The organism is Mangrovicella endophytica (genome assembly GCF_002893625.1).
Taxonomy (GTDB): Bacteria; Pseudomonadota; Alphaproteobacteria; order Rhizobiales; family Rhizobiaceae; genus Mangrovicella; species Mangrovicella endophytica.
The window spans coordinates 152465-176417 of sequence record NZ_PKMZ01000002.1 but is presented as its reverse complement, the minus strand read 5'-3'; the positions used below and the strand labels follow the sequence as shown (position 1 = coordinate 176417).

24 protein-coding genes are annotated in these 23953 nt (G+C 65.7%); 7 read left to right on the top strand and 17 right to left on the bottom strand.

The window, feature by feature from the left end; translation table 11 throughout:
- The first annotated feature begins 90 nt into the window (after nt 1–90).
- From C0R46_RS06390 to C0R46_RS06380, 3 genes are all read left to right on the top strand, one after another.
- Entirely contained in the window at nt 91–1515 is a 1425-nt protein-coding gene (locus C0R46_RS06390) for an efflux RND transporter periplasmic adaptor subunit (RefSeq protein ID WP_102958781.1), read from the top strand.
- Nucleotides 1512–4808, top strand: coding sequence for an efflux RND transporter permease subunit (locus C0R46_RS06385; RefSeq protein WP_102958780.1), 3297 nt, complete (start codon nt 1512–1514; stop codon nt 4806–4808). Before C0R46_RS06390 ends, C0R46_RS06385 begins: the two co-directional genes overlap by 4 nt.
- Nucleotides 4809–4882: 74 nt before the next feature.
- Nucleotides 4883–6709: an ABC-F family ATP-binding cassette domain-containing protein gene (locus C0R46_RS06380; RefSeq protein WP_102958779.1), complete on the top strand. Its 1827-nt coding sequence runs from the start codon at nt 4883–4885 to the stop codon at nt 6707–6709.
- 9 nt (nt 6710–6718) lie between these two features.
- Here the strand turns inward: C0R46_RS06380 and C0R46_RS06375 are convergent, their stop codons facing one another.
- Together C0R46_RS06375 and C0R46_RS06370 are read right to left on the bottom strand one after the other, a co-directional pair.
- Nucleotides 6719–7003, bottom strand: a complete 285-nt coding sequence (locus C0R46_RS06375; RefSeq protein WP_102958778.1) for a type II toxin-antitoxin system RelE/ParE family toxin — start codon at nt 7001–7003, stop codon at nt 6719–6721.
- A gap of 12 nt (nt 7004–7015) precedes the next feature.
- Nucleotides 7016–7252 (bottom strand): type II toxin-antitoxin system ParD family antitoxin, encoded by a 237-nt coding sequence (locus tag C0R46_RS06370; RefSeq protein WP_102958777.1) that lies wholly within the window; start codon nt 7250–7252, stop codon nt 7016–7018.
- 212 nt (nt 7253–7464) lie between these two features.
- Here C0R46_RS06370 and C0R46_RS06365 point away from each other — a divergent pair, with 212 nt between their 5' ends.
- From C0R46_RS06365 to C0R46_RS06355, 3 genes are all read left to right on the top strand, one after another.
- A complete protein-coding gene (locus C0R46_RS06365) occupies nt 7465–8625 on the top strand; it encodes a D-alanyl-D-alanine carboxypeptidase family protein (RefSeq protein ID WP_102958776.1) in 1161 nt (386 codons plus the stop codon).
- Nucleotides 8626–8891: 266 nt separating this feature from the next.
- Nucleotides 8892–10373 carry a DEAD/DEAH box helicase gene (locus C0R46_RS06360; protein WP_102958775.1) on the top strand — a complete coding sequence of 494 codons (1482 nt, stop codon included), beginning with the start codon at nt 8892–8894 and terminating at the stop codon, nt 10371–10373.
- 120 nt (nt 10374–10493) lie between these two features.
- A complete protein-coding gene (locus tag C0R46_RS06355; protein ID WP_102958774.1) occupies nt 10494–10805 on the top strand; it encodes a polyhydroxyalkanoic acid system family protein in 312 nt (103 codons plus the stop codon).
- A gap of 94 nt (nt 10806–10899) precedes the next feature.
- Here the strand turns inward: C0R46_RS06355 and C0R46_RS06350 are convergent, their stop codons facing one another.
- Nucleotides 10900–11427, bottom strand: coding sequence for a hypothetical protein (locus tag C0R46_RS06350; RefSeq protein WP_102958773.1), 528 nt, complete (start codon nt 11425–11427; stop codon nt 10900–10902).
- 249 nt (nt 11428–11676) lie between these two features.
- Here C0R46_RS06350 and C0R46_RS06345 point away from each other — a divergent pair, with 249 nt between their 5' ends.
- Nucleotides 11677–11997 (top strand): hypothetical protein, encoded by a 321-nt coding sequence (locus tag C0R46_RS06345; RefSeq protein WP_102958772.1) that lies wholly within the window; start codon nt 11677–11679, stop codon nt 11995–11997.
- A gap of 106 nt (nt 11998–12103) precedes the next feature.
- On the opposite strand, the gene C0R46_RS06340 is transcribed toward C0R46_RS06345, so the two are convergent.
- The 14 genes from C0R46_RS06340 to C0R46_RS06275 all read right to left on the bottom strand — a co-directional run bounded on the left by C0R46_RS06340 (nt 12104) and on the right by C0R46_RS06275 (nt 23693).
- Nucleotides 12104–12562 (bottom strand): hypothetical protein, encoded by a 459-nt coding sequence (locus C0R46_RS06340; RefSeq protein WP_102958771.1) that lies wholly within the window; start codon nt 12560–12562, stop codon nt 12104–12106.
- Nucleotides 12559–12912 (bottom strand): flagellar protein FlgN, encoded by a 354-nt coding sequence (locus tag C0R46_RS06335; protein ID WP_102958770.1) that lies wholly within the window; start codon nt 12910–12912, stop codon nt 12559–12561. Before C0R46_RS06335 ends, C0R46_RS06340 begins: the two co-directional genes overlap by 4 nt.
- Nucleotides 12913–13500 (bottom strand): rod-binding protein, encoded by a 588-nt coding sequence (locus C0R46_RS06330; protein ID WP_102958769.1) that lies wholly within the window; start codon nt 13498–13500, stop codon nt 12913–12915. It lies immediately after the preceding gene.
- Nucleotides 13501–13614: 114 nt separating this feature from the next.
- Nucleotides 13615–14010: a hypothetical protein gene (locus C0R46_RS06325; RefSeq protein ID WP_102958768.1), complete on the bottom strand. Its 396-nt coding sequence runs from the start codon at nt 14008–14010 to the stop codon at nt 13615–13617.
- Nucleotides 14007–14762 carry a flagellar biosynthetic protein FliR gene (locus tag C0R46_RS06320; protein WP_102958767.1) on the bottom strand — a complete coding sequence of 252 codons (756 nt, stop codon included), beginning with the start codon at nt 14760–14762 and terminating at the stop codon, nt 14007–14009. The genes C0R46_RS06325 and C0R46_RS06320 overlap by 4 nt, the downstream gene beginning before the upstream one ends.
- A complete protein-coding gene (gene flhA / locus C0R46_RS06315) occupies nt 14762–16822 on the bottom strand; it encodes a flagellar biosynthesis protein FlhA (protein WP_245413483.1) in 2061 nt (686 codons plus the stop codon). Before flhA ends, C0R46_RS06320 begins: the two co-directional genes overlap by 1 nt.
- Nucleotides 16823–17079: 257 nt before the next feature.
- Entirely contained in the window at nt 17080–17346 is a 267-nt protein-coding gene (gene fliQ, locus C0R46_RS06310) for a flagellar biosynthesis protein FliQ (RefSeq protein ID WP_102958765.1), read from the bottom strand.
- Between the two features lie 4 nt (nt 17347–17350).
- The gene (gene flgD, locus C0R46_RS06305; RefSeq protein ID WP_102958764.1) at nt 17351–17755 is read right to left on the bottom strand and encodes a flagellar hook assembly protein FlgD; all 405 of its coding nucleotides are present in this window, start codon (nt 17753–17755) and stop codon (nt 17351–17353) included.
- Nucleotides 17756–17757: 2 nt separating this feature from the next.
- Entirely contained in the window at nt 17758–18210 is a 453-nt protein-coding gene (flbT, locus tag C0R46_RS06300; RefSeq protein WP_102958763.1) for a flagellar biosynthesis repressor FlbT, read from the bottom strand.
- Between the two features lies 1 nt (nt 18211).
- Nucleotides 18212–18559: a flagellar biosynthesis regulator FlaF gene (gene flaF, locus C0R46_RS06295; protein WP_102958762.1), complete on the bottom strand. Its 348-nt coding sequence runs from the start codon at nt 18557–18559 to the stop codon at nt 18212–18214.
- A 50-nt stretch (nt 18560–18609) separates the two neighbouring features.
- Nucleotides 18610–19668 (bottom strand): flagellar hook-associated family protein, encoded by a 1059-nt coding sequence (locus C0R46_RS06290; RefSeq protein ID WP_102958761.1) that lies wholly within the window; start codon nt 19666–19668, stop codon nt 18610–18612.
- 12 nt (nt 19669–19680) lie between these two features.
- A complete protein-coding gene (gene flgK, locus C0R46_RS06285; RefSeq protein WP_102958760.1) occupies nt 19681–21156 on the bottom strand; it encodes a flagellar hook-associated protein FlgK in 1476 nt (491 codons plus the stop codon).
- A gap of 35 nt (nt 21157–21191) precedes the next feature.
- Nucleotides 21192–22823: a flagellar hook protein FlgE gene (locus C0R46_RS06280; protein WP_102958759.1), complete on the bottom strand. Its 1632-nt coding sequence runs from the start codon at nt 22821–22823 to the stop codon at nt 21192–21194.
- Between the two features lie 195 nt (nt 22824–23018).
- Nucleotides 23019–23693, bottom strand: coding sequence for a response regulator transcription factor (locus C0R46_RS06275; protein ID WP_102958758.1), 675 nt, complete (start codon nt 23691–23693; stop codon nt 23019–23021).
- Nucleotides 23694–23953 lie beyond the last annotated feature (260 nt).

The following is a 23953-nucleotide window of genomic DNA, read 5'->3' as shown; positions in this document are numbered from 1 at the left end:
CAACAAGGCAGCGCAAGATCGTGACGGATCGTCAGCGTGCCCTTCGAAGTTGGGGGCTGCAGACCCCCATCAGGCGAGCTGACGAGCGACATGGCCATCCTCAAGCAGATCGTAGTGACCATCGTCGTGGCACTGCTCGCCGGCACCGCCTGGCTGCATTTCGATCCACGGCCGGGTGCCTACCTGCTGGCGCCGGAGCGCGGTCTGCCCGCTTCGCTGCGCTCTGTCGTGGCCGCCATCTCGCCTGCGGGCGAGGAGCCGCCGGTGAGCGGCACCGAGACGGCCGAGAACAGCCGTGGAGGCGGCAACGGCCGCTCCGGCGGTGGCGGTCGGCGCGGCTCGCGCGAGCCGCTGGTCGTCAGCGACCCCGTACGCACCGCGACGACACGCGACCGCCTGAAGGCGATCGGCACCGGCGAGGCCGTGCAGTCCGTCTCGGTCTACTCGGATTCGACCGGCATCGTCACGGAAGTTGGCTTCAAGTCGAGCGACGCCATCGAAGCCGGCCAGGCGCTGATCACGCTGCAGAACGACACTGAAACCCTCGCTCTCGACCGAGCCCGGATCGCAACCGCGGCCGCCACGGACAAGCTGGAGCGCTACAAGCGCCTGCAGTCGGCCCGCACCATCACCTCCGTCGAACTCGGCGACGTGCAGCGTGAGCTGGAAGTCGCACAGCTCGACATGCGCTCGGCCGAAGTGGCGCTGTCGAAACGGCGCATCTTCGCGCCGATCTCGGGGCGCGTCGGCATCGTGAACGTCGATGTCGGCGATCTCATCGGCAGCCAGACGGCGATCGCCACCATCGACGACCGCTCGAAGGTCAAGGTGATCTTCTACACGCCGGAGAGCTTCGTGCCGCAGCTGAAGCTCGGCGCCGAAGTGACGGCCGCCACCAGTGCGCGCGCCGGCAAGGTGTATCGCGGCGTGATCAGCGCCATCGACAGCCGCCTTGATGAGGCCAGCCGCACCCTGCGGACGGAGGCGACGCTCGACAACGCGGCGGACGAGCTGCGGCCCGGCATGTCCTTTTCGCTGACGCTCGCCTTCCCAGGCGAAACCTTCCCCTCCGTCGATCCATTGGCGATCCAGTGGCAGCGCGAGGGCCCGTATGTCTGGAAGATCGTCGACGGCAAGGCCGCCAAGACGCCGGTGCAGATCGTCGAGCGCAACATCGACCGCGTGCTCGTCACAGCCGACGCGCTGGCGGAGGGCGATGCCGTCGCAACGGAGGGTGTGCAGTCGCTGCGCGATGGCGTGACGGTGCGCATTGCCGATCAACCCGGTGACGAGAAGGCGGGGAGCAAGCCTCAGCGCGAGACGCCGCGCCAGCCGGACGCCGCGCCGCAGCAGCCTCAACAGGCTCCGGCCGGCGTATCGGATCCATCGAGCACACCGCAGGCGCGCAGCGGCAGCGGTGAACGCAGCTCGTCCCTGCAAGCGCCCGTCAGCCTCGCCGAGGCCCGAGGCGTCGACGCTGACAGATCTGCCTCGACCGGGGATACCGGCCGATGACCGCGACACCCGGCAAGCCGGACGCGATCACGACCTTCACCAGCCTGTTCATCCGCAGGCCGGTCCTCACCATCGTGCTCAACGCCCTGATCGTCGTCGCTGGTCTCGCCGCGCTGAACTCGATCGAGATCCGCGAGCTGCCCAACGTCGACAATCCCGTCATCTCGGTCTCGACGGACTTTGAGGGTGGCTCCCCGGATACGGTCGACCGCGAAGTGACGAGCCCGATCGAGAGCGCGATCTCGCGCGTCTCCGGCATCGCTTCCCTCTCCTCGCGCTCGCAGCTCGGCTCCAGCCGCGTGACGGCGGAGTTCACCGAAACCACCGACCTGAACGTCGCCGCAAGCGACATGCGCGACGCGGTGGCGCGTATCCGCAACCAGTTGCCGGATGATGCCGACGAGCCGCGCATCGTCAAAGCGGATGCCGACGCGCAGCCGATCATGCGCATCGCCGTCGTCGCGCCCACCATGAAGATCGAGGATCTGACGACGCTGGTCGAGGACCGCATCAGCGACCGCATAGCTGCCGTCGAGGGCGTCGCCGACGTGCAGCTCTCCGGCGCGCGCGAGCGGCTGATCTATGTCGACATCGATCCCGACAGGCTGGCGACCCGTGGCCTCACCATGGCGGACGTTTCGCGCGCCCTCGCCAACGTCGCGCTCGACGTGCCGGCGGGGTCGTTGACCTCGCCGACGCAGGACCTCGTCGTGCGCGCCAATGCCAACGTCACGACCCCGGAGGGCTTCGAGGCGATCGCCCTCAATGACCGCACCAAGCTGATCGACGTTGCCAGCGTGCGCTTCGGTCCGGAGGAAGGCACCTCGCGCCTGCGCGTCAACGGCCAGACCGGCGTCGGCCTCGGCGTCGTGCGCCAGGCGGTCTCCTCGACGCTCGACATCTCCGAAGGCGTGCGCGCCGCGGTGGACGAGCTGAACGGCTCGCTGCCGAACGGCGTCCGCCTGCAGGTGACCAGCGACGACGCGACCTTCATCAACGGCTCGATCGACGAGGTGGTGAATTCTCTCGTCCTCGCCGTCATCATCGTCGTCGCGGTGATCTACCTCTTCCTCCTGAACCTCAGGGCAACGCTGATCCCGGCCGTGACGATGCCCGTCGCGCTGATCGGCGTCGTCGCTTTCATTTATCTCGCCGGCTTCTCCATCAACATCCTCACCCTTCTGGCGCTGGTGCTGGCGACGGGCATGGTGGTGGACGACGCCATCGTCGTCCTGGAAAACATCGAGCGGCGGCGCAACATGGGCGCCAAGCCGCAGGCGGCGGCGGTGATCGGCACCCGCGAGGTGTTCTTCGCGGTGATCTCCACCACGGCGACGCTGGCCGCCGTCTTCGTGCCGATCTCGTTCCTGCCCGGCAAGGCCGGTGGCCTCTTCCGCGAATTCGGCTTTGTGCTGGCGATCGCGGTGGCGATCTCCGCCTTCATCGCCCTCACCCTCTGCCCGATGCTCGCCTCCAAGCTCCTGAAGGCGGAAGAGCACCAGAAGCCGCACGGCTTGCTGGCACGTGCCACGATGCGGCTCGGCGAGCGGATGGCCGCCTTCTACGGCGTGCTCCTACGCCTGTGCCTCGCCTTCCCGCTGCTGGTCTTCGTCGCGGCAGGCGTCGTCTCCTTCGTCGCCTGGATTGTCTTCCAGAGCCTGCCGCAGGAGCTGACGCCGAGCGAGGATCGCGCCGTGGCCCTCTTGCGGGTGACTGCGCCGCAGGGCGCCAGCCTCGACTATACCAACAATCAGGTCGCCAAGATCGAGGAGGTCATGGCGCCCTATCTCGATAGCGGCGAGGCTGTCAGCATCTTCTCCAATATCGGACAGGGCGGCACGAAGAACTCCGCCTTCGTGGTCATCACGCTGGCCCCCTGGGAAAAGCGCGAGCGCAGCCAGCAGACGATCGTCGCGGAGATGAACCGTAGCCTCGCCAGCATTCCGGGCGTGCGCGCCTCGGTCATCCAGCCGAACTCGCTCGGCATCCGCGGCGGCGGCCAGGGGCTGCAGTTTGCGGTCGTCGGACCGAATTACGACGAGCTCGCCACCACGGCTGAAAAGCTGCGGACGGCGATGCAGGCGGACGGGCGCTGGGGCAATGTGCGTCTCTCCTTCGACGCCAGTCAGCCGCAGCTCTCGATCGTCATCGACCGCGAGCGGGCCTCCGATCTCGGGATCGACATCGACAATCTCTCCACCACCATGCAGGCGCTGCTCGACGGCCGGGAGATCGGCGACACCTATATCGAGGACAAGCTCGTCCCGATCCGGCTGATCTCCTCGAGCGATCCGGTCAACGATCCCGGCGACATGCGCAACATCTTCCTGAAGACGGGAGACGGACGCATCGTACCGATGTCGACCATCGCCACGACGGAGGAAAAGGCGGTCTCGCCCTCGCTGAACCGCGAGGACCAGTCGCGCGCCGTGTCGCTGCAGGCGGACCTGCCGGAGGGACTCTCCATCCAGGAAGGCTGGACGCAGCTGCAGGCCTTTGCCGGCACGGTGCTGTCGCCCGGTCAGCGCCTGATTCCGCTGGCGGAAGCGCGCGAGCTGACGGACACCTCGCGCGGCCTCATCATCACCTTCGGCTTCGCCATCGTCATCATCCTCCTGGTGCTTGCGGCGCAGTTCGAAAGCTTCGTGTCCGCCTTCATCATCATCGCCACGGTGCCGCTCGGCCTTGCCTGCGCAGTCTTTGCGCTCGCCTTCTTCAACCAGTCGCTCAACCTCTACAGCCAGATCGGCCTCGTGCTCCTCGTTGGCATCATGGCCAAGAACGGCATCCTGGTGGTGGAATTTGCCAATCAGCTGCGCGACCGCGGCATGAACGTGCGCGAGGCGATCGAGGAAGCCGCGATGATCCGCCTGCGTCCGGTCATGATGACGATGATCGCGACGGTGGTCGGCGGCGTGCCGCTGATCATCGCTCACGGCGCCGGCGCAGAGGCTCGTGTCGCCCTTGGCTACGTCATCGTCGGCGGGCTGGGTCTCGCGACCTTCGCGACGCTGTTCCTGACGCCGGTCGTCTATCTCGCGCTCGCCCGCTTCTCCAAGCCGCAGTCCGAGAAGCAGGCGCGGCTCGACCGCGAACTGGCCGAGGCCGAGCGTTTGGCAGAGGCGGAAGACGGCCAGCTTGCGGATGGTCACCAAGCGAATGCCTCAGGCACATCAGCAGCGGAGCCATCGGTGTCGGCGCCGGCACCAGCCGCCTTGACCACGCGGGGCGAGGGTGAGCCGCTCAGCACGCCGCCGCTGATGGGACCGCCGCCGCCGCCGCACCCGGCGTGACGGATCGTCCGCCGGCAGTGTCAGAAGCGCAGAGACAGGTTCCGCCCGGGCGCGAAACCTTCTAGAAGCCCGGCATGGCACCTCCTCCGCTTCTGCGCCTCGACGGCGTGCGCCTCACCTTCGGCGGCACGCCGCTTCTCACCGACGTCGAACTCAACGTCCTGCCGGGCGACCGCATCGCGCTGGTCGGCCGCAACGGCTCCGGCAAGTCGACGGCGCTCAAGATCGCCGCAGGCATGGTCGAGGCCGATGGCGGCGAGGTCTTCCGCAAGCCGGGCGCGACGGTGCGCTACCTGCCGCAGGAGCCGGACTTCGGCGATTTCAGGACCGTCGGCGCCTATGTCGCGGCCGGTCTCGGCCCGGCCGACGATCCCTATCGCGTCACCTTCTGCCTGGAGGCGCTCGGCCTCTCCGAAGGCGCCGATCCGGCGCATCTCTCCGGCGGCGAGGCGCGTCGGGCGGCGCTCGCCCGCACGCTGGCACCCGAGCCCGATATCATCCTGCTCGACGAGCCGACCAACCATCTCGATCTGCCGACGATCGAATGGCTGGAAGAGGAGTTGCGCTCGCTGAAGAGCGCCATCGTGGTGATCAGCCACGACCGCCGCTTCCTGGAGAACGTCACCCGCGCCACCGTCTGGCTCGACCGCGGCACGACGCGCCGCCTCGATCAGGGGTTCGGCGGCTTCGAGGCTTGGCGCGACAAGCTGCTGGAGGAGGAAGAGCGCGACCTCCAGAAGCTCGACCGCAAGATCGTGCGCGAGGAGCACTGGCTGCGCTACGGCGTCACCGCGCGGCGCACCCGAAACCAGCGTCGGCTGGAGGCGCTGCATACGCTGCGCCAGGACCGGCGCGATGCTAGGCGCTCCGTGGGCCAGGTGCAGATGGCGGCCGGCGAAACGCGCGAAAGCGGCAAGCTCGTCATCGAAGCCAAGCATATCGCCAAGGCCTATGACGGCCGCACCCTCGTCGACGACTTCTCTACCCGCATCCTGCGCGGCGATCGCATCGGCTTCGTGGGCCCGAACGGCGCCGGCAAGTCGACGCTCCTGAAGATGCTGATCGGCCAGATCGAACCGGACAGCGGCTCGATCCGCACCGGCACCAATCTCGACCTTGCCTTCCTTGACCAGAAGCGCGCGGCGCTGCGCGACGACACCTCGGTTTCGGACGCGCTGACGGAGGGGCATGGCGATCAGCTCATCGTCAATGGCGAGCCGCGCCACGTCGTCTCCTACCTCAAGGACTTCCTGTTCTCGCCGGAGCAGATCCGCACGCCCGTCGGCAACCTTTCAGGCGGCGAGCGGGCGCGCCTGCTGCTGGCCAAGACATTGGCCAGCCCCGCCAACCTCCTCGTCCTCGACGAGCCGACCAACGATCTCGACATGGAGACGCTGGATCTCCTGCAGGAGCTGATCGCCGGCTACCCCGGCACCGTGCTCCTCGTCAGCCACGACCGCGACTTCCTCGACCGCACGGTCACGAGCACGATCACGCCGGCCGAGAACGGCCGCTGGATCGAATATGCCGGCGGCTATTCCGACATGCTGGCGCAGCGGCGCGGCGAGGCGCGTCAGGCGTTGAAGCCGACGGCCGCAAAGTCGGAGGGGGCGGCGACGGGAGCCGGCCGCAGCGATGCGACGCGTTCTTCCGGCAGCGGCAGCGCCAAGCTGAGCTTCAAGCAGAAATTCGCGCTGGAGAACCTGCCGAAGGAAATTGCTCGGCTGGAAAAGGAGATCGCCAAGGCTGAAGGCGAGATGGCCGACCCGACGCTGTTCTCCAAGAAGCCCGACCGCTTCCAGGCTTTGGTGAAGACGATCGAAGCCAGCCGCGCGGCCCTTGCCAAAGCCGAGGACGAGTGGCTGGAACTCGAAATGCTGCGCGCCGAAATGGAGGGCTGAGCGGCACGCTCACTCGTTCTCCCAATCTTCCCGTCCATGCCGGACGCGCACGATGAGAACATCTTCATTCTCGACTGAGTAGAGAATGAGGTGAGAACGGTAGCGGTGAACACGAAGCGGCGGCGCAAGTTCGTGCCGCTCTCGCGCGATCATCGGAAATAACGCGATGACGTCGAGTGTGTCGACAAGCCCGGCCAGGAAGCGATCGGCCTGATTGATACCGAACCGTTCGATACCCGTCCGGTAAAGACTGGCTATGTCCTGATCCGCCGCTTTGGTGAGCTTGTAGCTCACGATCCTTCGGCTTTATCCGAGCGATGCGCGAACGTCCGACGCTATTTCAGCGACAGTCCGGTCGCTGATGCCACTTGCCAGACCCTCGTCGATCCTGTTCTGCATCGCCGCTATCTTGCTTGCGCGTTCCTGGTCCCGCCGGATCAGGTCGCGGACATAGTCCCCGCCATCCTCATAGCGGCCGCTTTCGGTTTGCTGATCGACCCACGCCTGCATGGGAGCCGGCAGGGAAACACGCAAGGTCGACATGGGGCCTCTCCAGCTGTGATGCGGTGTTCGAAGACGAATTTTGCCGCGATATGCCGCGTCGCCGGCAGCGGAACGCGTAGACGGTAACGCCGCTGGGGGCGTACCTTCTGGCGGAGGATTGCATATCTGCCGCTGGCCCGCCAAGCCTCGGGCAACCTTCCTGTTGCAGCGTGCCTCTGGCAATTTTCTGGCATGAAGCAAGGACGGAACCCATGATCGAACTGCCGCACAGGCTCAAAGCCCTCGCCCGGCTGACGGTCGGCGCCGTCCTGTTGGCGGCAGCGAGCCTCGCTGCGCCGGCAGCGTCAGCCTTCGAGACGAGCGCGCCCAGAGCCTTCCTGATGGACTACGGCACCGGCACCGTCCTCTTCGAGAAGGAACCCGATACCGAGATGCCGCCGGCTTCCATGCTGAAGCTGATGACCCTGGCGGTGATCTTCGATCAGCTGAAGGCCGGCAAGCTGAAGCTGGAGGACCAGTTCTTCGTCTCGGAAAACGCCTGGCGCACCGGCGGAGCCGCCTCGGGCAGCTCCACCATGTTCCTGCCGCTGAACTCGCAGGTCTCGGTCGACGATCTCATCAAGGGCATCATCATCCAGTCCGGCAATGACGCGACCATCGCGGCAGCGGAAGGAATCGCCGGCAGCGTCGAGGCCTTCGCCGACATGATGAACCGGCGCGCGAAGGAGATCGGCCTCACCCACTCCCATTTCATGAACCCGCATGGGCTGCCCGACCCGCAGCAGCACATGACCGTCCGCGATCTCGCGATCCTCGCCAACTACCTGATCCACGAGCATCCGGAGTTCTACCACCTCTTCAGCGAGGAGGAGTTCACCTTCAACGGCATCAAGCAGCACAACCGCAATCCGCTGCTGGCGCTCGGCGCCGACGGGCTGAAGACCGGGCATACCTCGGAGGCCGGCTACGGCCTTGTCGCCTCCGCCGAGCGCGACGGACGCCGCATCATCCTCGCGGTTGCCGGGATGAAGACAGTGAAGGAACGCGCCGAGGAGGCCAGCAAGCTGATGAATTTCGGCCTGGCGGGCTTCGAGGAGATCGTCCTCGTCAAGCCGGGCGAGGTTTTCGGTGAGGCCAAGGTCGAGGGCGGCGTCGTCAAGAGCGTGCCGCTGGCCGCCAAGGAAGAGGTCCGCGTCCTCGCGCCGAAAGGCGGCGGCAACGAGTACGAGAAGGCGGCGTCCTTCAGCGGCGCGCTGCCGGCACCGGTGGCGGCCGGCACTGAATTCGGCGAGGTCGCGATCATCCGCAACGGCGAGGCCGTCCGCAGCGTCAAGCTCGCCACCACGGCCGCCGTGGAGGAAGCCGGCCTGATGCAGCGCATGCAGGAATACGTCTACTCCTACTTCGAGTGAGGAGCAGACCTGCGCCTGGCGCGTGGCCGTGCGCGGCCGCGCGACTTGACGCGGCGCCGTTTAGAGCCGATATGAGCGCCATCACGCCGTGATCGCGCAGCGCCAGCTTTTCTCCTGACCCTTCAGGATCATCGCCAAGCGTCATCGGACCGGCTCGCTGCAGCAAGGCAGCGGGTTCCATTTCCGACACGGCCCGCCGAACCGTCCGCCAGCGCGAAGACGATCGGCATATCAGCGAGCCCTGCTCGCAATCCCGAAGGCATAATTTGACCCAGACGACTTTTCAGGCGTTCGGCTTGGCCGATACGCTCGTCGACGCGCTGACGCGCATTTCCATTACCACGCCGACGCCGATCCAGGCGCAGGCCATTCCCGCCGTCCTGAAGGGCCGCGACGTTCTCGGCATCGCCCAGACCGGCACCGGCAAGACCGCGGCGTTCGCGCTCCCCGTCATCGACGCGCTCCTGAAGAAGGGCGGCCGCCCCAACCCGAAGACGGCGCGCGCCCTGGTGCTCGCCCCGACGCGTGAACTCGCCTCGCAGATCGCCGAGAGCGTCAAGGCCTATACGGCCGGCACCAAGATCACCCATTCCGTCGTCTTCGGCGGCGTCAGCATCCGGCCGCAGATCGAGGCCGCTCGTCGCGGCGTCGACATCGTCATCGCGACGCCAGGCCGCCTGCTTGACCTCATGGAGCAGCAGGCGCTGTCCCTCTCCGAGGTTCGCCACGTCGTTCTCGACGAGGCCGACCGCATGCTCGACATGGGCTTCGTGCGCGACGTCACCCGCATCGTGAAGGCGCTGCCGACGGAGCGCCAGTCGCTGCTCTTCTCCGCCACCATGCCGAAGAATGTCGAGCATCTCGCCGCCCGCATCCTCAAGGAGCCGATCCGCGTCGAGGTGACGCCGGAGGTGGTGACCGTCGAGAAGATCGACCAGAGCGCGTTCCTGGTGCCGCAGAAGGCCAAGAAGCTCTGGCTGATCGAGCGACTGGAAGACGCCTCCTACGAGAAGGTGGTGGTCTTCACGCGCACCAAGCACGGCGCCAACCGCCTGTCCGACGATCTCGCCAAGGCTGGCATCGTCGCGCAGGCGATCCACGGCAACAAGAGCCAGGCCGCCCGCCAGAAGGCCCTCGCCGCCTTCCATAGCGGCGACAGCCGGGTGCTCGTGGCGACGGACATCGTGGCGCGCGGCATCCACGTCAACGACATCTCCCACGTCGTCAACTTCGACCTGCCGGAAGAGCCGGAAAGCTACGTGCACCGCATCGGCCGCACCGCGCGCGCCGGCAAGTCCGGCTTTGCCGTCGCGCTGGTCGATCCGAGCGAGCGGGCCAAGCTGAAGGCGATCGAGAAGCTGACGGGCCTGACCTTCGACCTCCAGCAGACCGATTACCTCAACCGCACCGACATTCCGGCGGAGGAGGCCCGCGGCCCCCGTCCGCAGCGCTCGGGCCGTCCGGGGCAGCGGCCGCAGAACGGCCAGCCGCGTTCGCAGAACGGCCAGCAGCGGCCGAATGGCCAGCAGCGCCCGGGCGGCGCCGCCAAGCCAGCCGGCCAGAAGCCGGCGACAATGGGACAGCGGCCGGCACGGCCGAGCAACCACAACGGCCAGGCCGCGCATGCGGGTCACGGCATTCAGGACGGCCGGCCTGCCGGTCATCCCGGCGGACATAATGCCGGTCAGGCGCCGAAGCCGAACCGCGGTCGCCGCGGCGGCCGTGGCCGGGCATCTGCCGTCGCCTGATCGACGGCTTCACATCCGAGCTTCATCAAGGGGCGGCGCCACACGGCGTCGCCCCTTTTTTCCGTATTGATGCGGCATCGATGGCTTTCCATATGAGCGCAAGCGACACGGAGAATCACCATGGCCGAGACGATCACCGTCGATATCCCGCACAAGCTGACGCGCGAGACTGCGCGCGCTCGCATCGACACGGGATTTGCCAAGGTGCGCCAGGAGATCCTCGGCGGCATGGTGAAGTTCGAGGACAGCTGGAGCGGCGACCGGCTCGACTTCCGCGCCCGGGTGATGGGCCAGTCGGTGACGGGACGTCTTGACGTTCTCGACGACAGCGTCCACCTGGAAGTCGATCTGCCGGCCTTCCTGGCGGCGATTGCCGACAAGCTGAAGGGCCGCCTCGCCAAGGAAGGGCAGATCCTCCTGGAAAAGAAGTAGAGGCTTTCCGGCGCTCGTTCCCCTGCCGGCGGCTCAGCGTTGCCGCTGACCTCAGCGCCCCTCGCCTTCAGACGGCCGCGGTGACTACGACGCGTCAGGCGCCGGCGCCGCTCAGCGTCGCATTCGACGTCACGATCGTGCCGCCATCGCCCTTCTGGTGAATCTCCAGCACCGTTCCGAGCCCTGGCAGGACCGAGCCGACCTTGACGCGGAACAGCTCCTCACCCGTTGCCAGAAGCGCCTCGCCATCGAACACCATGACGATCTGGAAGTCGCTCGGCTTCGGCTCCTGCGCGCGCGTCACCACGGGCACCGGCAGCGCGCCGTCGTCGTCGCCCTTGGTGGCCGTGCCGGTGATCATCGGATCGAGCGGCTCGGTGAGATCGGCGGTCAGCAGCCTGTCGAAATAGGTGGGGTCGGCATGTGAGATGCGCAGCACCGTGACGAAGAAGGCGACCGAGGTCACCAGCAGCATGCCCACTGCAACATGCAGGATGGGGTCACTGTTGAAACGCCGGCGCCGACGCACCTTGATCGTGGGCGCAACGATGTCGGGATCGCCGACATAGCCCTTGAAGTCGTCCGCCGGGGCAGCGTCCATCGCCGGTTGCAGGGTCGTCATCGCAAGGCTCCGTCACAGAGCCTCTAGAGCTACAGGGCGAACCCTAACACCCGCCTAGAACCGATCCCGCCGCGCAGACGCTAACCGCTTGATTCCGCTCGATAGCGCAGCCGGATAGGGTTACGGGTTAAGCTTAATTCTTGCCTTATGGTTAAGCCTTGCTGAACGCTCTACACGCGGGCGGCCGGTGGTGGCATGCTCGGCCTCGAGCGGCCAGGTGGTCGTGGTCAAGCGTAAGGAAGGGCTGCCATGGACGGCGACAGTCGCCTCTATCCCCGACTGCGGACGCGGCTGCGCCCGGGCAAGCTGGTCTCGAACGAGGGCGGTTTTCTGGCCGATTGCGCCATCATCGACCGCTCGACGCGCGGCGCACGCCTGCGCTTCTTCGACGATACGGCGCGGCCGGAGCATTTCAGCCTGCTCGACGAGGTCGAGGGGGTGATGCAGCCGGCCCGGCTCGTCTGGAGCGCAGGCTCGGAGGCCGGCGCCTGCTTCACCGGATTGCGGGAAGTACCGGAGGCTGCGGAGCTGGCGCGCGTGTCAGGCCGCTATTACGCCGTCGAGCGCTGATCTCGGCCTTCGAGGCGGTCAGTCTGAGGGCTGCAACGCCCCTTCTCCGCCAGCCGGCTTTCTGGCGTGCCGCGCTCGCCGACGGCGGCGGCTCTAGCGGCGGGGCTCAGCCCTGCCGCTGCACGTCGCGCTTGTCGATATAGTCGAACTGCTCGACCAGGACGTCGTCGAGCAGCGCCGTCTTGTACCTGGCGTTGATCGCTTCCTTGATCGACTTCGTCAGCTTGGCGATGTCGTAGCGCTCGGGCCGCTGGAAGTCGAAGCCGACCGTCGAATAGATCGCGCGGAAGGCCTCGTCGAGAATGAACGGGTCCGGCGGCACGGCGAGGCTCGCCGCCGCCTTGCCGTCGATCGTGTAGATGAAGCGGGCAAGGATGTAGCCCTTCACCTCGTTGTCCGCGATGATCGGGACGGTGATCGGGTCGACCTTCTTGTAGTCGAGCCCGTCGAAATAGGACGCCGCCTCGGTTTCCTTGGCATGCGGCGCGCTGAAGGACGCCATCATGTAGCTGGACCCCAGCGACACGATGCAGACCCAGATTCCGATGGCGACGATCTTGATCATCTGGCGCGTTTGATCTGCTTCACGGCGTCGCCGTAGGTGCCGTCGGATTCAGCGTGCTTGATGCTGCTGGCGATCACGCCGGCGATCTCTTCGCTCGCCTCGACATGGAGCTTCAGCGTGCGCTGGTTGTCGTCGAGCTGCTGGCGCAGTCCCTGCAGGCGCAGCGTCAGTTCGGGCGAGATGGAATCCGCCTTCAGCCCGCGCGCCATCCGCGACAGTTCGAGCAGGCTCTGGTTCTTGCGCCCGCTGGCCTCGGCCAGGCTGAAAGGCTCACCGGCCTTCAGGGCACCGGTCTCCATCGCGAGCACGGCTTCAAGCCGGCCGATCGCCTGAATGAGGTTGGGTTCCACTCAACTTCTCCCTTTGTCCTGGAGTCCTGCCAGGCCCTGAAGTGCCTGAAGATCGTTCGTAGCGGCCTTCAACGAGCCGCCGAGATGGGCGCCGGCGGAGCCCGCCGCGCCGTCCACCTTGCCCTCGCGGGCCTTCTGCAGCATTGCGGCGATGCCGATGCCGCCATCCTTGGCCATCTGGTCGCCGATCTGCTCGGCGAGCATGGAGCGGTAGATGTTGCCCGCGGTGCCGGTGCCGAAATAACCGTCCTTGTCCGAGGGCAGCATCGATTCCACGAAGGTGCGAAGGACGAAGCCCTCGAACTTTTCATACGGCGAGCGCTGGCCGGTCTGGTGCTTGACGATCTGCAGCGGCTGCGACGATGACGCTGCCGCCGCCGGAGCACCCTCGGTGACATCCTGCGTGCCCGTCACGCCCTCGGCGCTCGCCACGGCCTGTTCGTCCAGCACCCGCGTGAAGGCGGCCGATCCGACACCGGCTTCCTTCGCCTCCACCGCACGCCCGACCGAGCCGGTACGTTGCGAAATGTCCGGTCCGGCGACGCGCCGACGGTCCGGCGCAAGGCTTGTCGACAGCGACACATCCATGGCTTCTGCCCTCGTTCAGCGTTGATGACCTTTGTAGGGTGGGCGACTTATTCGAAGCTTGCGTGATGACGCCAGGCACCCTGCCCTCACCCTCGAGCGCACGCGGCGCAACTGTCAGCGCAGGCGCGACAGAAACGTGTCGAGAGCCGAGGCGAGATCCTTCTGCGCCGACACGCCGGCATCCTCGCGCACCGCTTCCGCCTTGGCGCGCTCGACCTGCTTCTCGCGCCGGCGTTCCGCCTCCAGCCGCTTCGACGTCGTGTGCTGCGCCTCGGCGTTGCGGGTCTTGTCCTGCGTGTTGCGGCGGAGTGCCCGCACCTTGGTGTCGAGGAAGAGGCCTTGCAGGATCGACTGCTCGCCGAGCGATTCGACGATCTCGACCTCCTGCTGATCAAGGTCGCTACGCTCGCGCTGCAGCGTGGCGAGACGCCATTCCTGCAGCGTGCGCTTCTGCTGCTGCACCTTCAGGAGGCGCTTGAGCCGCTTGCTCCGTGTGGGATCGACGCTCATCCCAGCATCACCCACTTCTGGAAGTCCTGCATGAACAGGATCAGGAAGTCGCCGACGGAGTAGCCGAACACGACCAGCCCGCCCGCCAGCACGAAGGGCAGCGAGATGAAGTAGACAGGAATCTGCGGCGTCAGCTTGTTGGCGAGGCCGATCGCGAAGTTGACGATGACGGCATAAAGGATGAACGGGCTCGAGATCCTGAGGCACAGCAGGAAGGACTCCGACAGGTTGTCTACGAGGGAGGCAAGGTTCGCGCGGACCGCAAAGCCCCCGGCGACCGGGATCGCGGAGTAGGAGGCGACCAGCGCCTTGGCGATCTCGGCATGCAGGTTGAGGATGAAGATCAGCACCGTCGCCGTCATCGTCACCAGCGTGACGAGAGCGGGATCGGCGCCGGCGTCATCCTCCATCGCAACACCCAGCGTCTGACCCATGCCGATGCCCTGCGCGATGATGTGCCCGCCGAACTGCAGCGCGATCATGAAACAGCGACCGAGAAGGCCGATGAAGAGGCCGTTCAGGATCTCGGAGGCGATCGTCGCGAGCCTGTCGGCGTCCGATCCGACGGTGACGAGCGGCAAGAGCGTCGGCAGCAGCACCGGCGACAGGGCCAGCGACACAGCAAAGGCCAGGAACAGCCGCACCTGCATCGGGATCAGCGAGGAGGAGAAGCCCGGCAGCAGCATCAGGCAGCTGCCGACGCGGCAGAAGATCAGGAAGATCGCGAGGACGCTGTTGGAAAAGTCGGGCATCAGGAGATGGATCCGAGCGCCCTGATGTCGACACCGCGCGCGATTTCCAGATGCGACAGCACCGGCAGGTTGACGAAGATGCGCTCGATCATCATCCGCACATAGGGGCGTGCGTCCGGGGCCGCGACGAGCACGAAGTTCTCGCCCTGGTCCATCTTCTCGCGGATGACCCGCGTCGCCTCGGTCGCGAACTCCTCGACCAGCCGCGGATCGATGTCGAACTCCACGACATCGCCCTTGGCATCGCGCTTGAGCGCCTGGTGGAAGGCCAGATCCCAGCGGTTGCCGAGGCGCAGCACGCCGAGCTGACCGTTATGCAGGAGATCGCCGCAGATCTGCTGGGCCATGCGCATGCGCACATGCTCCACGATCGGCTCGGAACGGCGGGCATGCGGCGCGATCTCGGCGATGGCCTCCAGGATGAGGTTGAGGTTGCGGACCGAAACGCGCTCGGCGAGCAGCAGCTTCATCACCGCCTGCAGACCCGAATAGGACATGTGCGCCGGCACGATCTCATCGGTGAGCCGCTTGTATTCCGGCTCCAGGCGGTCCAGCAGCGTGCGCATATCCTTGTAGGACAGAAGCTGCGCCAGGTTGTTGCGGATGACCTCCGAGAGGTGCGTCAGGAGGATCGACAGCGTGTCGACCGGTTCGAAGCCCTCGCGGCGGACCTCCGAGGCGAAGGTCTCCGACACCCAGGCGGCGCGCAGGCCGAAGGCCGGCTCCTTGGTGAGGTCGTGCGGCACGTCCGGCGCGGCAGCCTCGCCGAGGACGATCAGGAGTTCGCCGAGCCGCAGCGACTGCGTGGCGACGGTCGTGCCGTGAATCTTGATCTCGTAGGATTTCGGCTCGATCGACAAGTCATCGGACAGCTTGATCTCGGGAACGACGAAGCCGTAGCGGCCGGCGAAGCGGCGGCGCATCTTCTGGACGCGCTGGGCAAGCTCCTCGCGCTGCAGCAGGAGATGGGCCGACATCTGCTTGCCGAAGACCAGCTCGATCTCGACGATGCGCAGCGACTCCTTCACCGACACGCGCTCGGCTTCCTTGACCTTCTCGGCCTCCTCCTTCTCCCTCAGCGCGACCACGCGCTCTTCCTCGGCCCGCTGCTTCGGGACCGTGTAGGCGACGAAGGCCATGATCATGGCAAGCGAGAGGAACGGCAGCGCCGGCAGGCCCGGCAGGATCGCCAGGACGCCGAGCAGCGCGGCGGCGACCCACAGTGCGCGCGGATAGTTGCCGAGCTGGCCAAGCACTGCGGTCTGCGTGCCGCCGCGCATACCGCCCTTGGAGACCAGAAGGCCGGCGGCGAGCGAGACGATCAGCGCCGGGATCTGCGAAACCAGACCGTCGCCGACGGAGAGCTTGGTGAAGATGTCGGCCGCATCGCCCGCGCTCATGCCATGGCGGGTGACGCCGATGATGATGCCGCCGAAGATGTTGACGGCGGTGATGATGAGGCCGGCGATGGCGTCGCCGCGCACGAACTTCGAGGCACCGTCCATGGAGCCGAAGAAGGCGCTTTCCTCTTCGAGCTCGCGGCGGCGGATCTGCGCCTGCTTCTCGTCGATGAGGCCGGCCGAGAGATCGGCGTCGATCGCCATCTGCTTGCCGGGGATGGCGTCGAGGGTGAAGCGGGCGCCGACTTCCGCGATACGGGTCGCGCCCTTGGTGATCACCATGAAGTTGACGGTGATGAGGATAGCGAAGACCACGAGGCCGATGACGAAGTCGCCGCCCATGACGAAGTTGGAGAAGCCGCCGATGACGTGTCCGGCGGCCGTGACTCCCTCGTCGCCATGCGAGAGGATGACGCGCGTCGTCGCGATGTTGAGCGACAGGCGCAGCATGGTGACAAGCAGGAGGACCGTCGGAAAGGCCGAGAATTCCAGCGGCTTCTGGATCCAGAGCGCCACCATCAGGATCAGGATCGACAGCGCGATCGAGAGCGCCAGGCCAAGGTCGATGATGATCGCCGGGATCGGGACGAACAGCACCGTCAGGATGAAGACGATACCGGCTGCAAAGCCGATGTCGCGCTTGGCCGTTTCCTTCGGCATGCCGGAGGCAAGTGCGGGCGGCTTCAACAGATCGACGGCCATGGTCGTCTCCTCAGGGCATCATGCCGGTCGCGCGGCCGCGTCGGAACGCGGCTGTGCAGGCAGGTCTTCGCAAACGAAGATTGCCTCTGCCTGTCTTCCGCGCCGCCAGACGCGTCGGCGAAACGCCAGCGGCCCCGCCGACAGAGCCGGCGGGGCCGCATGGGTGATGCCTGAAGGTCCGTCTCCGGCGGCGCGCCGCCGGGGACACGCTCCGGTTAGAAGCCGTTCTCGATCCGGGCGTAGGACTCCTGCGTGAAGGCATAGACCTGCGCCCCGGTGAAGGATGCGGTCAGGGCGATCACGATGAAGATCGCCAGGATCTTCGGCACGAAGGTGAGCGTCACCTCCTGGATCTGCGTCAGCGCCTGGAACAGGGCGATGATGATGCCGACGACCATGGCGGCGCCGACGGCGGGTCCGCAGGCCGCAACGATGGTCCAGATCGCCGATTGTACGATGTCGATCGCGTCAGCCTGGTTCATGGATTTACTCGATGACCGTGCCGGAGCTGAGCGGCAGGATCTGCCCGCTCGCCAGGATTGCCTGCGCCTCGCCATCGGCGACCCGGACGGCCTTGACGACGCCGCTGATCGTGCCGTCGCCGGAGGTGGCGGTACGGCCGATGATCGAGTTCGCCTGGGTCAGGGCCGAAACGGTCAGGATCGAATCAAGCTTGGTGTTGGACTTGATCGCCTGCTCGACGTTGGAGAAGGTCGCGAACTGCGCGACATACTGCGAGGAATCGACTGGCTCGAGCGGATCCTGGTTCTTCATCTCGGCGACGAGGAGCTGCAGGAAGGCGTTGTAGTCGAGGCCGGTCTTGACCGCCGCATTGGTCGTATTCGTCGTGTTCGACGTCTTGTTGTTGGTGTTGATCCCCGAGACGTCCATCGTCACGCTCCCTGCATCATTCGGGCCGGACGGGCCTCGGCGTCGTTGCTGGCGGTCGGAGCGGCCCGGCGTGCCAGGATCTCGTCCTCCATCGGGATCAGGGCCCGCAGCTTCTTGAGGGCGTCGAAGGCCCGGTTGCGGGCGATCATCCCGTCGATCTCGACCAGGCCATCGCGAATCTCGGCCTTGTCGAAGGACTGCGACAGAAGCGCGAAGGACCGTGCGAACAATCCCTTCGCCTCATCGGCGTTGGACGGGTCGATCAGCATCATCTGGACGATGAAGTAAAGCTGGCGCAGCGGCGTCGTGGCGTCGTGCGCCTGCAGGACGTGGCTTTCCAGGAGGAAGACGACGTCGTTCAGGAACTCCAGCGTCGTCTTGCGGTCGACCCGCATGACGGCGCCGTTGACGAAGATGCGCTCGCCAGCCCGCAGGGAGATGCGCAGCGTCGCCATCTCAGTTCAGCCCGTTGCGGATGGTTGTGGAGATGTCGATCAGACCCTTGAAGTTCTCGGAGCGACCGAGCCGGATCGCCTCGGCTTCACGCATCAGCCAGAGGCCGATGGAGATCAGCTCGCCGCGCAGCTGCTCCGGCAGACCGTTGCCGGGCGCCGCGAGATCTTCGATCAGGATCGACCAGAGGCTGCGCGTCACGTAGAGCGCCTCGATCGCATCGCGGGAGCGTGGACCACTGCGCTCCGCGCGCTGGAGAAGCTCGATCGAACGATCCAGAGCCTGCCGCTCGCGGTCGCGGGCACTGACGCAGTCATCCTGCATCACTTCCGCATAAGAAAACTGATACATGTCGATCCTTCTTGGTTCGAACGAGACGCAGGCGGTCAGGCTGCCGCGGATTAGATGAAGTTCAGGATGCTCAGCTGCTGGATCTTCGCGGTGATCGCGTAGGATGCGTTGATCTGGTTGAGCAGCAGGGTCACGCGCGTCGACGCCTCATAGGGGTCGATCTGCTCCAGCTTGCCGATTGACCTTTCCACGACGGCCTGCTGTGCGCCGAGGCGATCATTGGCCGATTCCAGCCGCTGCTGCCGCAGTCCGAGGTCCGTGCGGATCGAGGTGATGCCGAGCGAGCCGACTGCGAGGGTCTTGGTCGCCTTGATCGTCAGCGTCGTCTTGGCCTCGCTGGTCAGCTTCTCGCTGCCGAGCGTCGCCACCATCGAATAGGCCTTGGCGAGATCCTTGAAGGCCTGAAGGTTGGCGCTGACCGACGTTTCGATCGTTTCGGTCTTGTTGATGTAGTTGGAGGTCGCAGCGTCGTTGGCCGACGACCAGCTCGCCGTCCACCCCGTCGTGGGCGGACTGGCCGGATCGGTGTCGAAGAGCGCCGAGAAGGCGCCGTCGATATAGGCGTCGAGGTCTGCCGCTGGCACCTCGCTGAGGTCGGTATAGGTGGGCGGTCCGGCGAGGAAGGTAGAAAGACTCTGGGCGGCCGCAGTCTGGCCGTCGGAATCCTGATAATTGGACGACTTCATCGGCGCCGTAGAGGCATTGGTGCCGGAGAAGAGATACTGGCCACCGGTGGCGGTGTTCAGTGCCGACATCAGCTGGTCGAGGCCGGCCTTCGCTTCGGTGACGAGCGCCGCCATGGACGTCTTGTCCTGCTGGGCACCGATCAGGTTGCCCTTGAAGGCCTCGGCGGTCTTGAAGATGCTGTCCAGCACGTTCTGCATCGAATCGAGCTTCTGCCCGATGAGTCCGTTGGTCGTGACCTGGCTCTTGATGCTGGTCGTCTCGACGCGGAACGAGACGCTCTGCCCGGTCTGGTAGCCGAGCGTCTTGCCGACATCTGCATAGCGGCTGGTGGCAGCCTCGGTCTGCGCATCGCGCAGTTGCTCCTGCGCCTTCATCGCCGTCATGCGCTGCGCTTGGATCATCGAGAGGGTCGAAATCGTCATCGCAGGTCAGCCTTAGAAGTTGGTCTCGAGCAGCGTGTCGAGCATCTGGTTGATTGCCGCGATCAGCTTCGCGGACGCCTGATAGGAGTGCTCGAGATCGAGGAGATGCGTCATCTCGTCGTCGAGATTGATGCCCGTCGCATTCGAAAGCGTTTCCTGCGTCCGATCGAGCAGGGTCGACTTGTATTCGGCCTCGGACGTGGCGTTGGAGCGCATCGCCGAGAGCCAGCCGACCGAAGCGGTGGCGAAGTTGGCGAGCGTCGTCGTGGCATCGAGTTCGGTCGCAGCCGTGTCGAAGCTGCGGGTGGAGGACAGGTTTGCGATGAAGCCGTTGATGCGGCCCGCGAAGCCCGTCGGCGCGGAGGCGCCGCCATTCTGGACATAGGATACGCCGTTGAACCCACCGTCGCGGATCAGCGATGGCGTCGCATAGGCGCCGTCTGCGACCTTCAGCGTTCCGGCGAGCCCGGCCGGCACAGCGCTCGAGGCGGTGCTGAGATCAGGCAGATACATCGCCGATGCGGAGGTGAAGAGGCCGGCTTTCGTCGGCAGGCCGGATGCGGTCTGATCCGTTTCGGCAAATGCCCTGACGAGCGCGCCGGCGATCTGGTCCAGCTGCGCCTGGTACGTGTTGGCGACATTGTCGCGCAACGCCATCAGGCCGGCGATCTTGCCGCTCTTCAGCGGCATCGTCGAATTGTCGCCGGTGACCGCGACACCGTCGATCCGGAACACGTTGCCGGGAACGCCCGGCGTCAGCGGAACGGTCTTGGTGTACTCCACCTTGCGCGGGACGTTCTCGAAGAGCGTCACGCCGGAGTCGGTGTAGAGCACCATGTCGTTGTCGCCGCGGGTGCGCGCGGTGACGCCGATGTAGTTGGAAAGCTGGACGACGATCTGGTCGCGCTGGTCGGCCATATCGGTGACGTCGGTGTTGGAACGCGTCCCCCGGATGATCTTCTCGTTCAGCTGCTGGAACTGCGCCAGCAGCTTGTTCATGTCGTTGGCCGCGCCGGCGATGTCGTTGTCCGCGTCCTGCCGGATCGAGGCCACGACGCCGCTGGCCTCATTGAGGCGCGATACGATGTCCTGGGCGGACTGAACGGCGTTGCGGGCGAGCTGCGAGTTGCTGGGATCCACCGAATAGGCGGTCAGCGCATCGCCCAGAACGCCGATCAGGGCCGCCGGCGAGTTCTCGTCATCGGTGTCGCCGATGGTTCCCTGGAGCCGGTCGAGACCGTCCAGGAGTGCGCCGGACGCGCCCACCGAGGCGTTCGCGTCCAGCATGTTGCGGAAGAGCGTGCTGTTGGTAGCCCGCGTGACCGTCACGATCTGGCTGCCGCCATTGGCAGCGGTCGTCACGTTGACGATCTTGCGGGTGGCCGTCGTCGAGTTGACGTTGGCGACGTTGCGGGAAACGATCGAGGTCTGCGTCGAGGCGGTCGAGACCGCTGACTTCGCGCTTTCCAGGGCAGATGAAAGGGACATGATTCAAGCCTGTTTGATCGTTTCCGGCGACGGGGTCAGCGCTTCAGGTTGACGAGGACGTCGAGGATTTCCGAGCCGGACTGGAAGACCTTGGAGTTGGCGGTGTAGCCGCGCTGGGCCTCGATCATCTCGGTCAGCTCCGAGGCGAGATCGACCGTGGAGAGCTCGACCGCGCCGGAGACGATGTCGCCGAGGCCGCCGCTGCCGCCGAAGCCGATCTGCACCGCACCGGATTCGTTGTTCGCGGCAAAGACGTTGCCCGACAGCGTCTCGAGATTGTCCGGGCTCGCGACGTTGGCCAGCGGCACCTTGTAGAGCGCCAGGGTCGAACCGTCGGTGAAGACGGCGCTGACGATGCCGTTGGCGCTGATCTGCACGTCCTTCACGTCGCTCGGCGGGTTGCCGTTGGCGCTGGCGTCGAGAACCTGGAAGTCGCCGCCGAGCTGCGTCATGGACGACAGGTCGAGCGCCATCGTCTGGCCGCCGGGGATGGCGATCGACATCGACTTCTCCGAGGCCAGCTTGCCCGCGCCGTCGAAGGTCAGCGTCTGCGACGTCAGGGCTGCCTTGGAGTACGGGAACTCGGCCGTCGAGGGCGCCTTCGGAGCGTCGGCGCGGTTGTAGACCGTGACCTCCCAGGTGTCCTCGCTCTTCTTGCTCATGAAGATGTCGAGCGTGACCTGGTTGCCGACGTTGTCGTAGGTGACGATCGACTTCTTGTTGGTGTAGGTGGCGTTCGCCGCGTTGGCGGAGGGCAACCGGTTGTTGGTGCCGGTATCCGAGCCGCCGACTGTGTCGAGGCCGAGCACCGAGGTGGTGGAGCCATCGGCGTCGGTGTTGTCGGCCGTCACCGGGCCGACATTGATCGCGGAGGTCGGGCCGGTCGAGACGGCCGTGTAGGTGATCGCGCCAGCCGCATCGACGCTGACGACAACCTTGCCGGCACCGATTGACGAGCCGTCGATGGCGGTCTGGATGGCGTCCTTCAGAGTGACCGGGCCGGTAACGGTCGTCAGCGGCACCGTGATGTTGGCGGCCGGCGTGGAGCCGTCCACCGACAGCGTGAACTTGAGGCTGTCGCCGGTGTCGAGGCCGGCGCCGTTGTAGATACCGGCGGCGAAGCTGGCGCTGGACAGCTGCGGCACGGCGGCGGCGCCATCCGGCAGGTTTGCCGCGAGCTTGCCTTCGGTCGTCGGCGTTGCGATCAGCGACGACGTCGCGAGGCTGACCGGCTCGAGGCCGGCAAAGCCGTTGACGACGCCGACGGTGTCACCGACGGGGAGCTTGTAGCCCATCAGCTTGAAGCCGGCAGCATTGACGAGGCTGCCGTCCGAGCTGACCACGAAGGAGCCGGCGCGGGTGAGGAAGTTCTCGCCGTTGGAGTTGCTCACCACCATGAAGCCGTTGCCGTTGACGGCAAGGTCGGTCGTCGAGGTGGTGTAGGACAGGTTGCCCTGCTCGCTGATCCGGCTGCGGATGCGGGTATCGACCACGCCCGAATTGTATTGGCTCGCACCCTGCGGCAGCGTCATGGACGAGAAGTCCGTGTAGGCCTTCTTGTAGCCGTTGGTGTTGGAGTTCGCGATGTTGTCCGAGACTGCGCTCAGGCGGTTCGCCTGCGCGTTCATTCCGGACACGCTCGTGCGCATGATCCCGTAGATGCTCATGTCCTCATCCCGCTGTTCGCAGCTGCAGTTGATGCGACAGGATTAAGCAACGAGGCTTGCGCGTAGCTGTCAGCAAGCTGATCCGACGAGGAACCGCGACAGGCTGAAACACGTTGGAAAATAAAAAAGACCTCACCACAAGAAGTGGCAAGGTCTTTAATGGAATATTTACTTTGTAACCGGAGAGACTTCGTATCAGTCGATGCCGATGCCGTAGCCGAGATAGCGCTTGGACGAGACCGGGTCGTAGCCGAGGCGCATCTTGAGCTTCTTGCGCAGCTTGGAGATGTGGCTTTCGATGACGTTCTCTTCGACGTTCTCGTCGAAGATGCCGTAGATGGCGCTGAACAGCTGCTGCTTGGAGACGCGGCGGCCCTTGTTGGCGACCAGATATTCGAGGATGCGGCGCTCGCGGCGCGGCAGGGCGATCGGCTCGCCGGCAATCTCGGCGTCGCGGCCGTCGGCGAAGACGGCGATCTCGCCGACCGTCGAGCGGCTGTTGTTCTCGACGATCTCGCGGCGGCGGATGGCGCCGACCCGGGCGAGGATTTCCTTGACGTGGATGGGCTTGGCCACGACGTCATCGACGCCGGCAGCGAAGAGGTCGAGGGTGCCGTCCAGGGAGCGCGCCTCTGACAGGGCGATCATCGGCGCCTTGGAACGGCTGCGGATGAGCCGCGGGCAGGTCGAACGCTCGTTGAAGTCACCGAGCAGGAATGCTTCCACGGCGGAGATGTCGGCGTCCGGCGCCGTCTCAACCCAAGAGCGAAATTCTTCAGCGCCGAAGCCGGCAGCCGACACGCCTTCACGACCGAAGAGCGACTGGTAGCCACTCGTCACCAGCTCTCGGTTATCCACAACCACGATCATAACACCCCTCCGGTCCGCTCGTTTTCTTATGGTTAATAGGTACCGGGGCGGGCCGAATCTGCCTATCCTCAAATCTTAGGATATGTTTAAAATTCTGCGAACGCGGAGTTAACGCATTGAAGGCAATGATCCTTTTCCGAAGATGGTGAGAAATAGCTAGACGGACTCAGATCAAGAAGGGAGTCAAGCTTCACGAAGGCTCGGCGAAGCAGGGAAAACGAGGTCCGCCGAGCACCATGAGCGCGGCCCGAAGCATCGCA

What these genes read in the sequence shown, in the direction of transcription:
- C0R46_RS06385 (WP_102958780.1), top strand. Translation starts at nt 1,512, where the DNA reads ATGACCGCGACACCCGGCAAGCCGGACGCGATCACGACCTTCACCAGC.
- C0R46_RS06330 (WP_102958769.1), bottom strand. Translation starts at nt 13,500, where the DNA reads ATGGATGTGTCGCTGTCGACAAGCCTTGCGCCGGACCGTCGGCGCGTC.
- C0R46_RS06380 (WP_102958779.1), top strand. Translation starts at nt 4,883, where the DNA reads ATGGCACCTCCTCCGCTTCTGCGCCTCGACGGCGTGCGCCTCACCTTC.
- flgK (WP_102958760.1), bottom strand. Translation starts at nt 21,156, where the DNA reads ATGTCCCTTTCATCTGCCCTGGAAAGCGCGAAGTCAGCGGTCTCGACC.
- C0R46_RS06290 (WP_102958761.1), bottom strand. Translation starts at nt 19,668, where the DNA reads ATGACGATTTCGACCCTCTCGATGATCCAAGCGCAGCGCATGACGGCG.
- flhA (WP_245413483.1), bottom strand. Translation starts at nt 16,822, where the DNA reads ATGCCGAAGGAAACGGCCAAGCGCGACATCGGCTTTGCAGCCGGTATC.
- C0R46_RS06370 (WP_102958777.1), bottom strand. Translation starts at nt 7,252, where the DNA reads ATGTCGACCTTGCGTGTTTCCCTGCCGGCTCCCATGCAGGCGTGGGTC.
- C0R46_RS06275 (WP_102958758.1), bottom strand. Translation starts at nt 23,693, where the DNA reads ATGATCGTGGTTGTGGATAACCGAGAGCTGGTGACGAGTGGCTACCAG.
- C0R46_RS06280 (WP_102958759.1), bottom strand. Translation starts at nt 22,823, where the DNA reads ATGAGCATCTACGGGATCATGCGCACGAGCGTGTCCGGAATGAACGCG.
- C0R46_RS06340 (WP_102958771.1), bottom strand. Translation starts at nt 12,562, where the DNA reads ATGATCAAGATCGTCGCCATCGGAATCTGGGTCTGCATCGTGTCGCTG.
- C0R46_RS06325 (WP_102958768.1), bottom strand. Translation starts at nt 14,010, where the DNA reads ATGAGCGTCGATCCCACACGGAGCAAGCGGCTCAAGCGCCTCCTGAAG.
- C0R46_RS06350 (WP_102958773.1), bottom strand. Translation starts at nt 11,427, where the DNA reads ATGACGACCCTGCAACCGGCGATGGACGCTGCCCCGGCGGACGACTTC.
- flaF (WP_102958762.1), bottom strand. Translation starts at nt 18,559, where the DNA reads ATGTATCAGTTTTCTTATGCGGAAGTGATGCAGGATGACTGCGTCAGT.
- flgD (WP_102958764.1), bottom strand. Translation starts at nt 17,755, where the DNA reads ATGGACGTCTCGGGGATCAACACCAACAACAAGACGTCGAACACGACG.
- C0R46_RS06390 (WP_102958781.1), top strand. Translation starts at nt 91, where the DNA reads ATGGCCATCCTCAAGCAGATCGTAGTGACCATCGTCGTGGCACTGCTC.
- flbT (WP_102958763.1), bottom strand. Translation starts at nt 18,210, where the DNA reads ATGGCGACGCTGCGCATCTCCCTGCGGGCTGGCGAGCGCATCTTCGTC.
- C0R46_RS06345 (WP_102958772.1), top strand. Translation starts at nt 11,677, where the DNA reads ATGGACGGCGACAGTCGCCTCTATCCCCGACTGCGGACGCGGCTGCGC.
- C0R46_RS06320 (WP_102958767.1), bottom strand. Translation starts at nt 14,762, where the DNA reads ATGCCCGACTTTTCCAACAGCGTCCTCGCGATCTTCCTGATCTTCTGC.
- C0R46_RS06355 (WP_102958774.1), top strand. Translation starts at nt 10,494, where the DNA reads ATGGCCGAGACGATCACCGTCGATATCCCGCACAAGCTGACGCGCGAG.
- C0R46_RS06365 (WP_102958776.1), top strand. Translation starts at nt 7,465, where the DNA reads ATGATCGAACTGCCGCACAGGCTCAAAGCCCTCGCCCGGCTGACGGTC.
- fliQ (WP_102958765.1), bottom strand. Translation starts at nt 17,346, where the DNA reads ATGAACCAGGCTGACGCGATCGACATCGTACAATCGGCGATCTGGACC.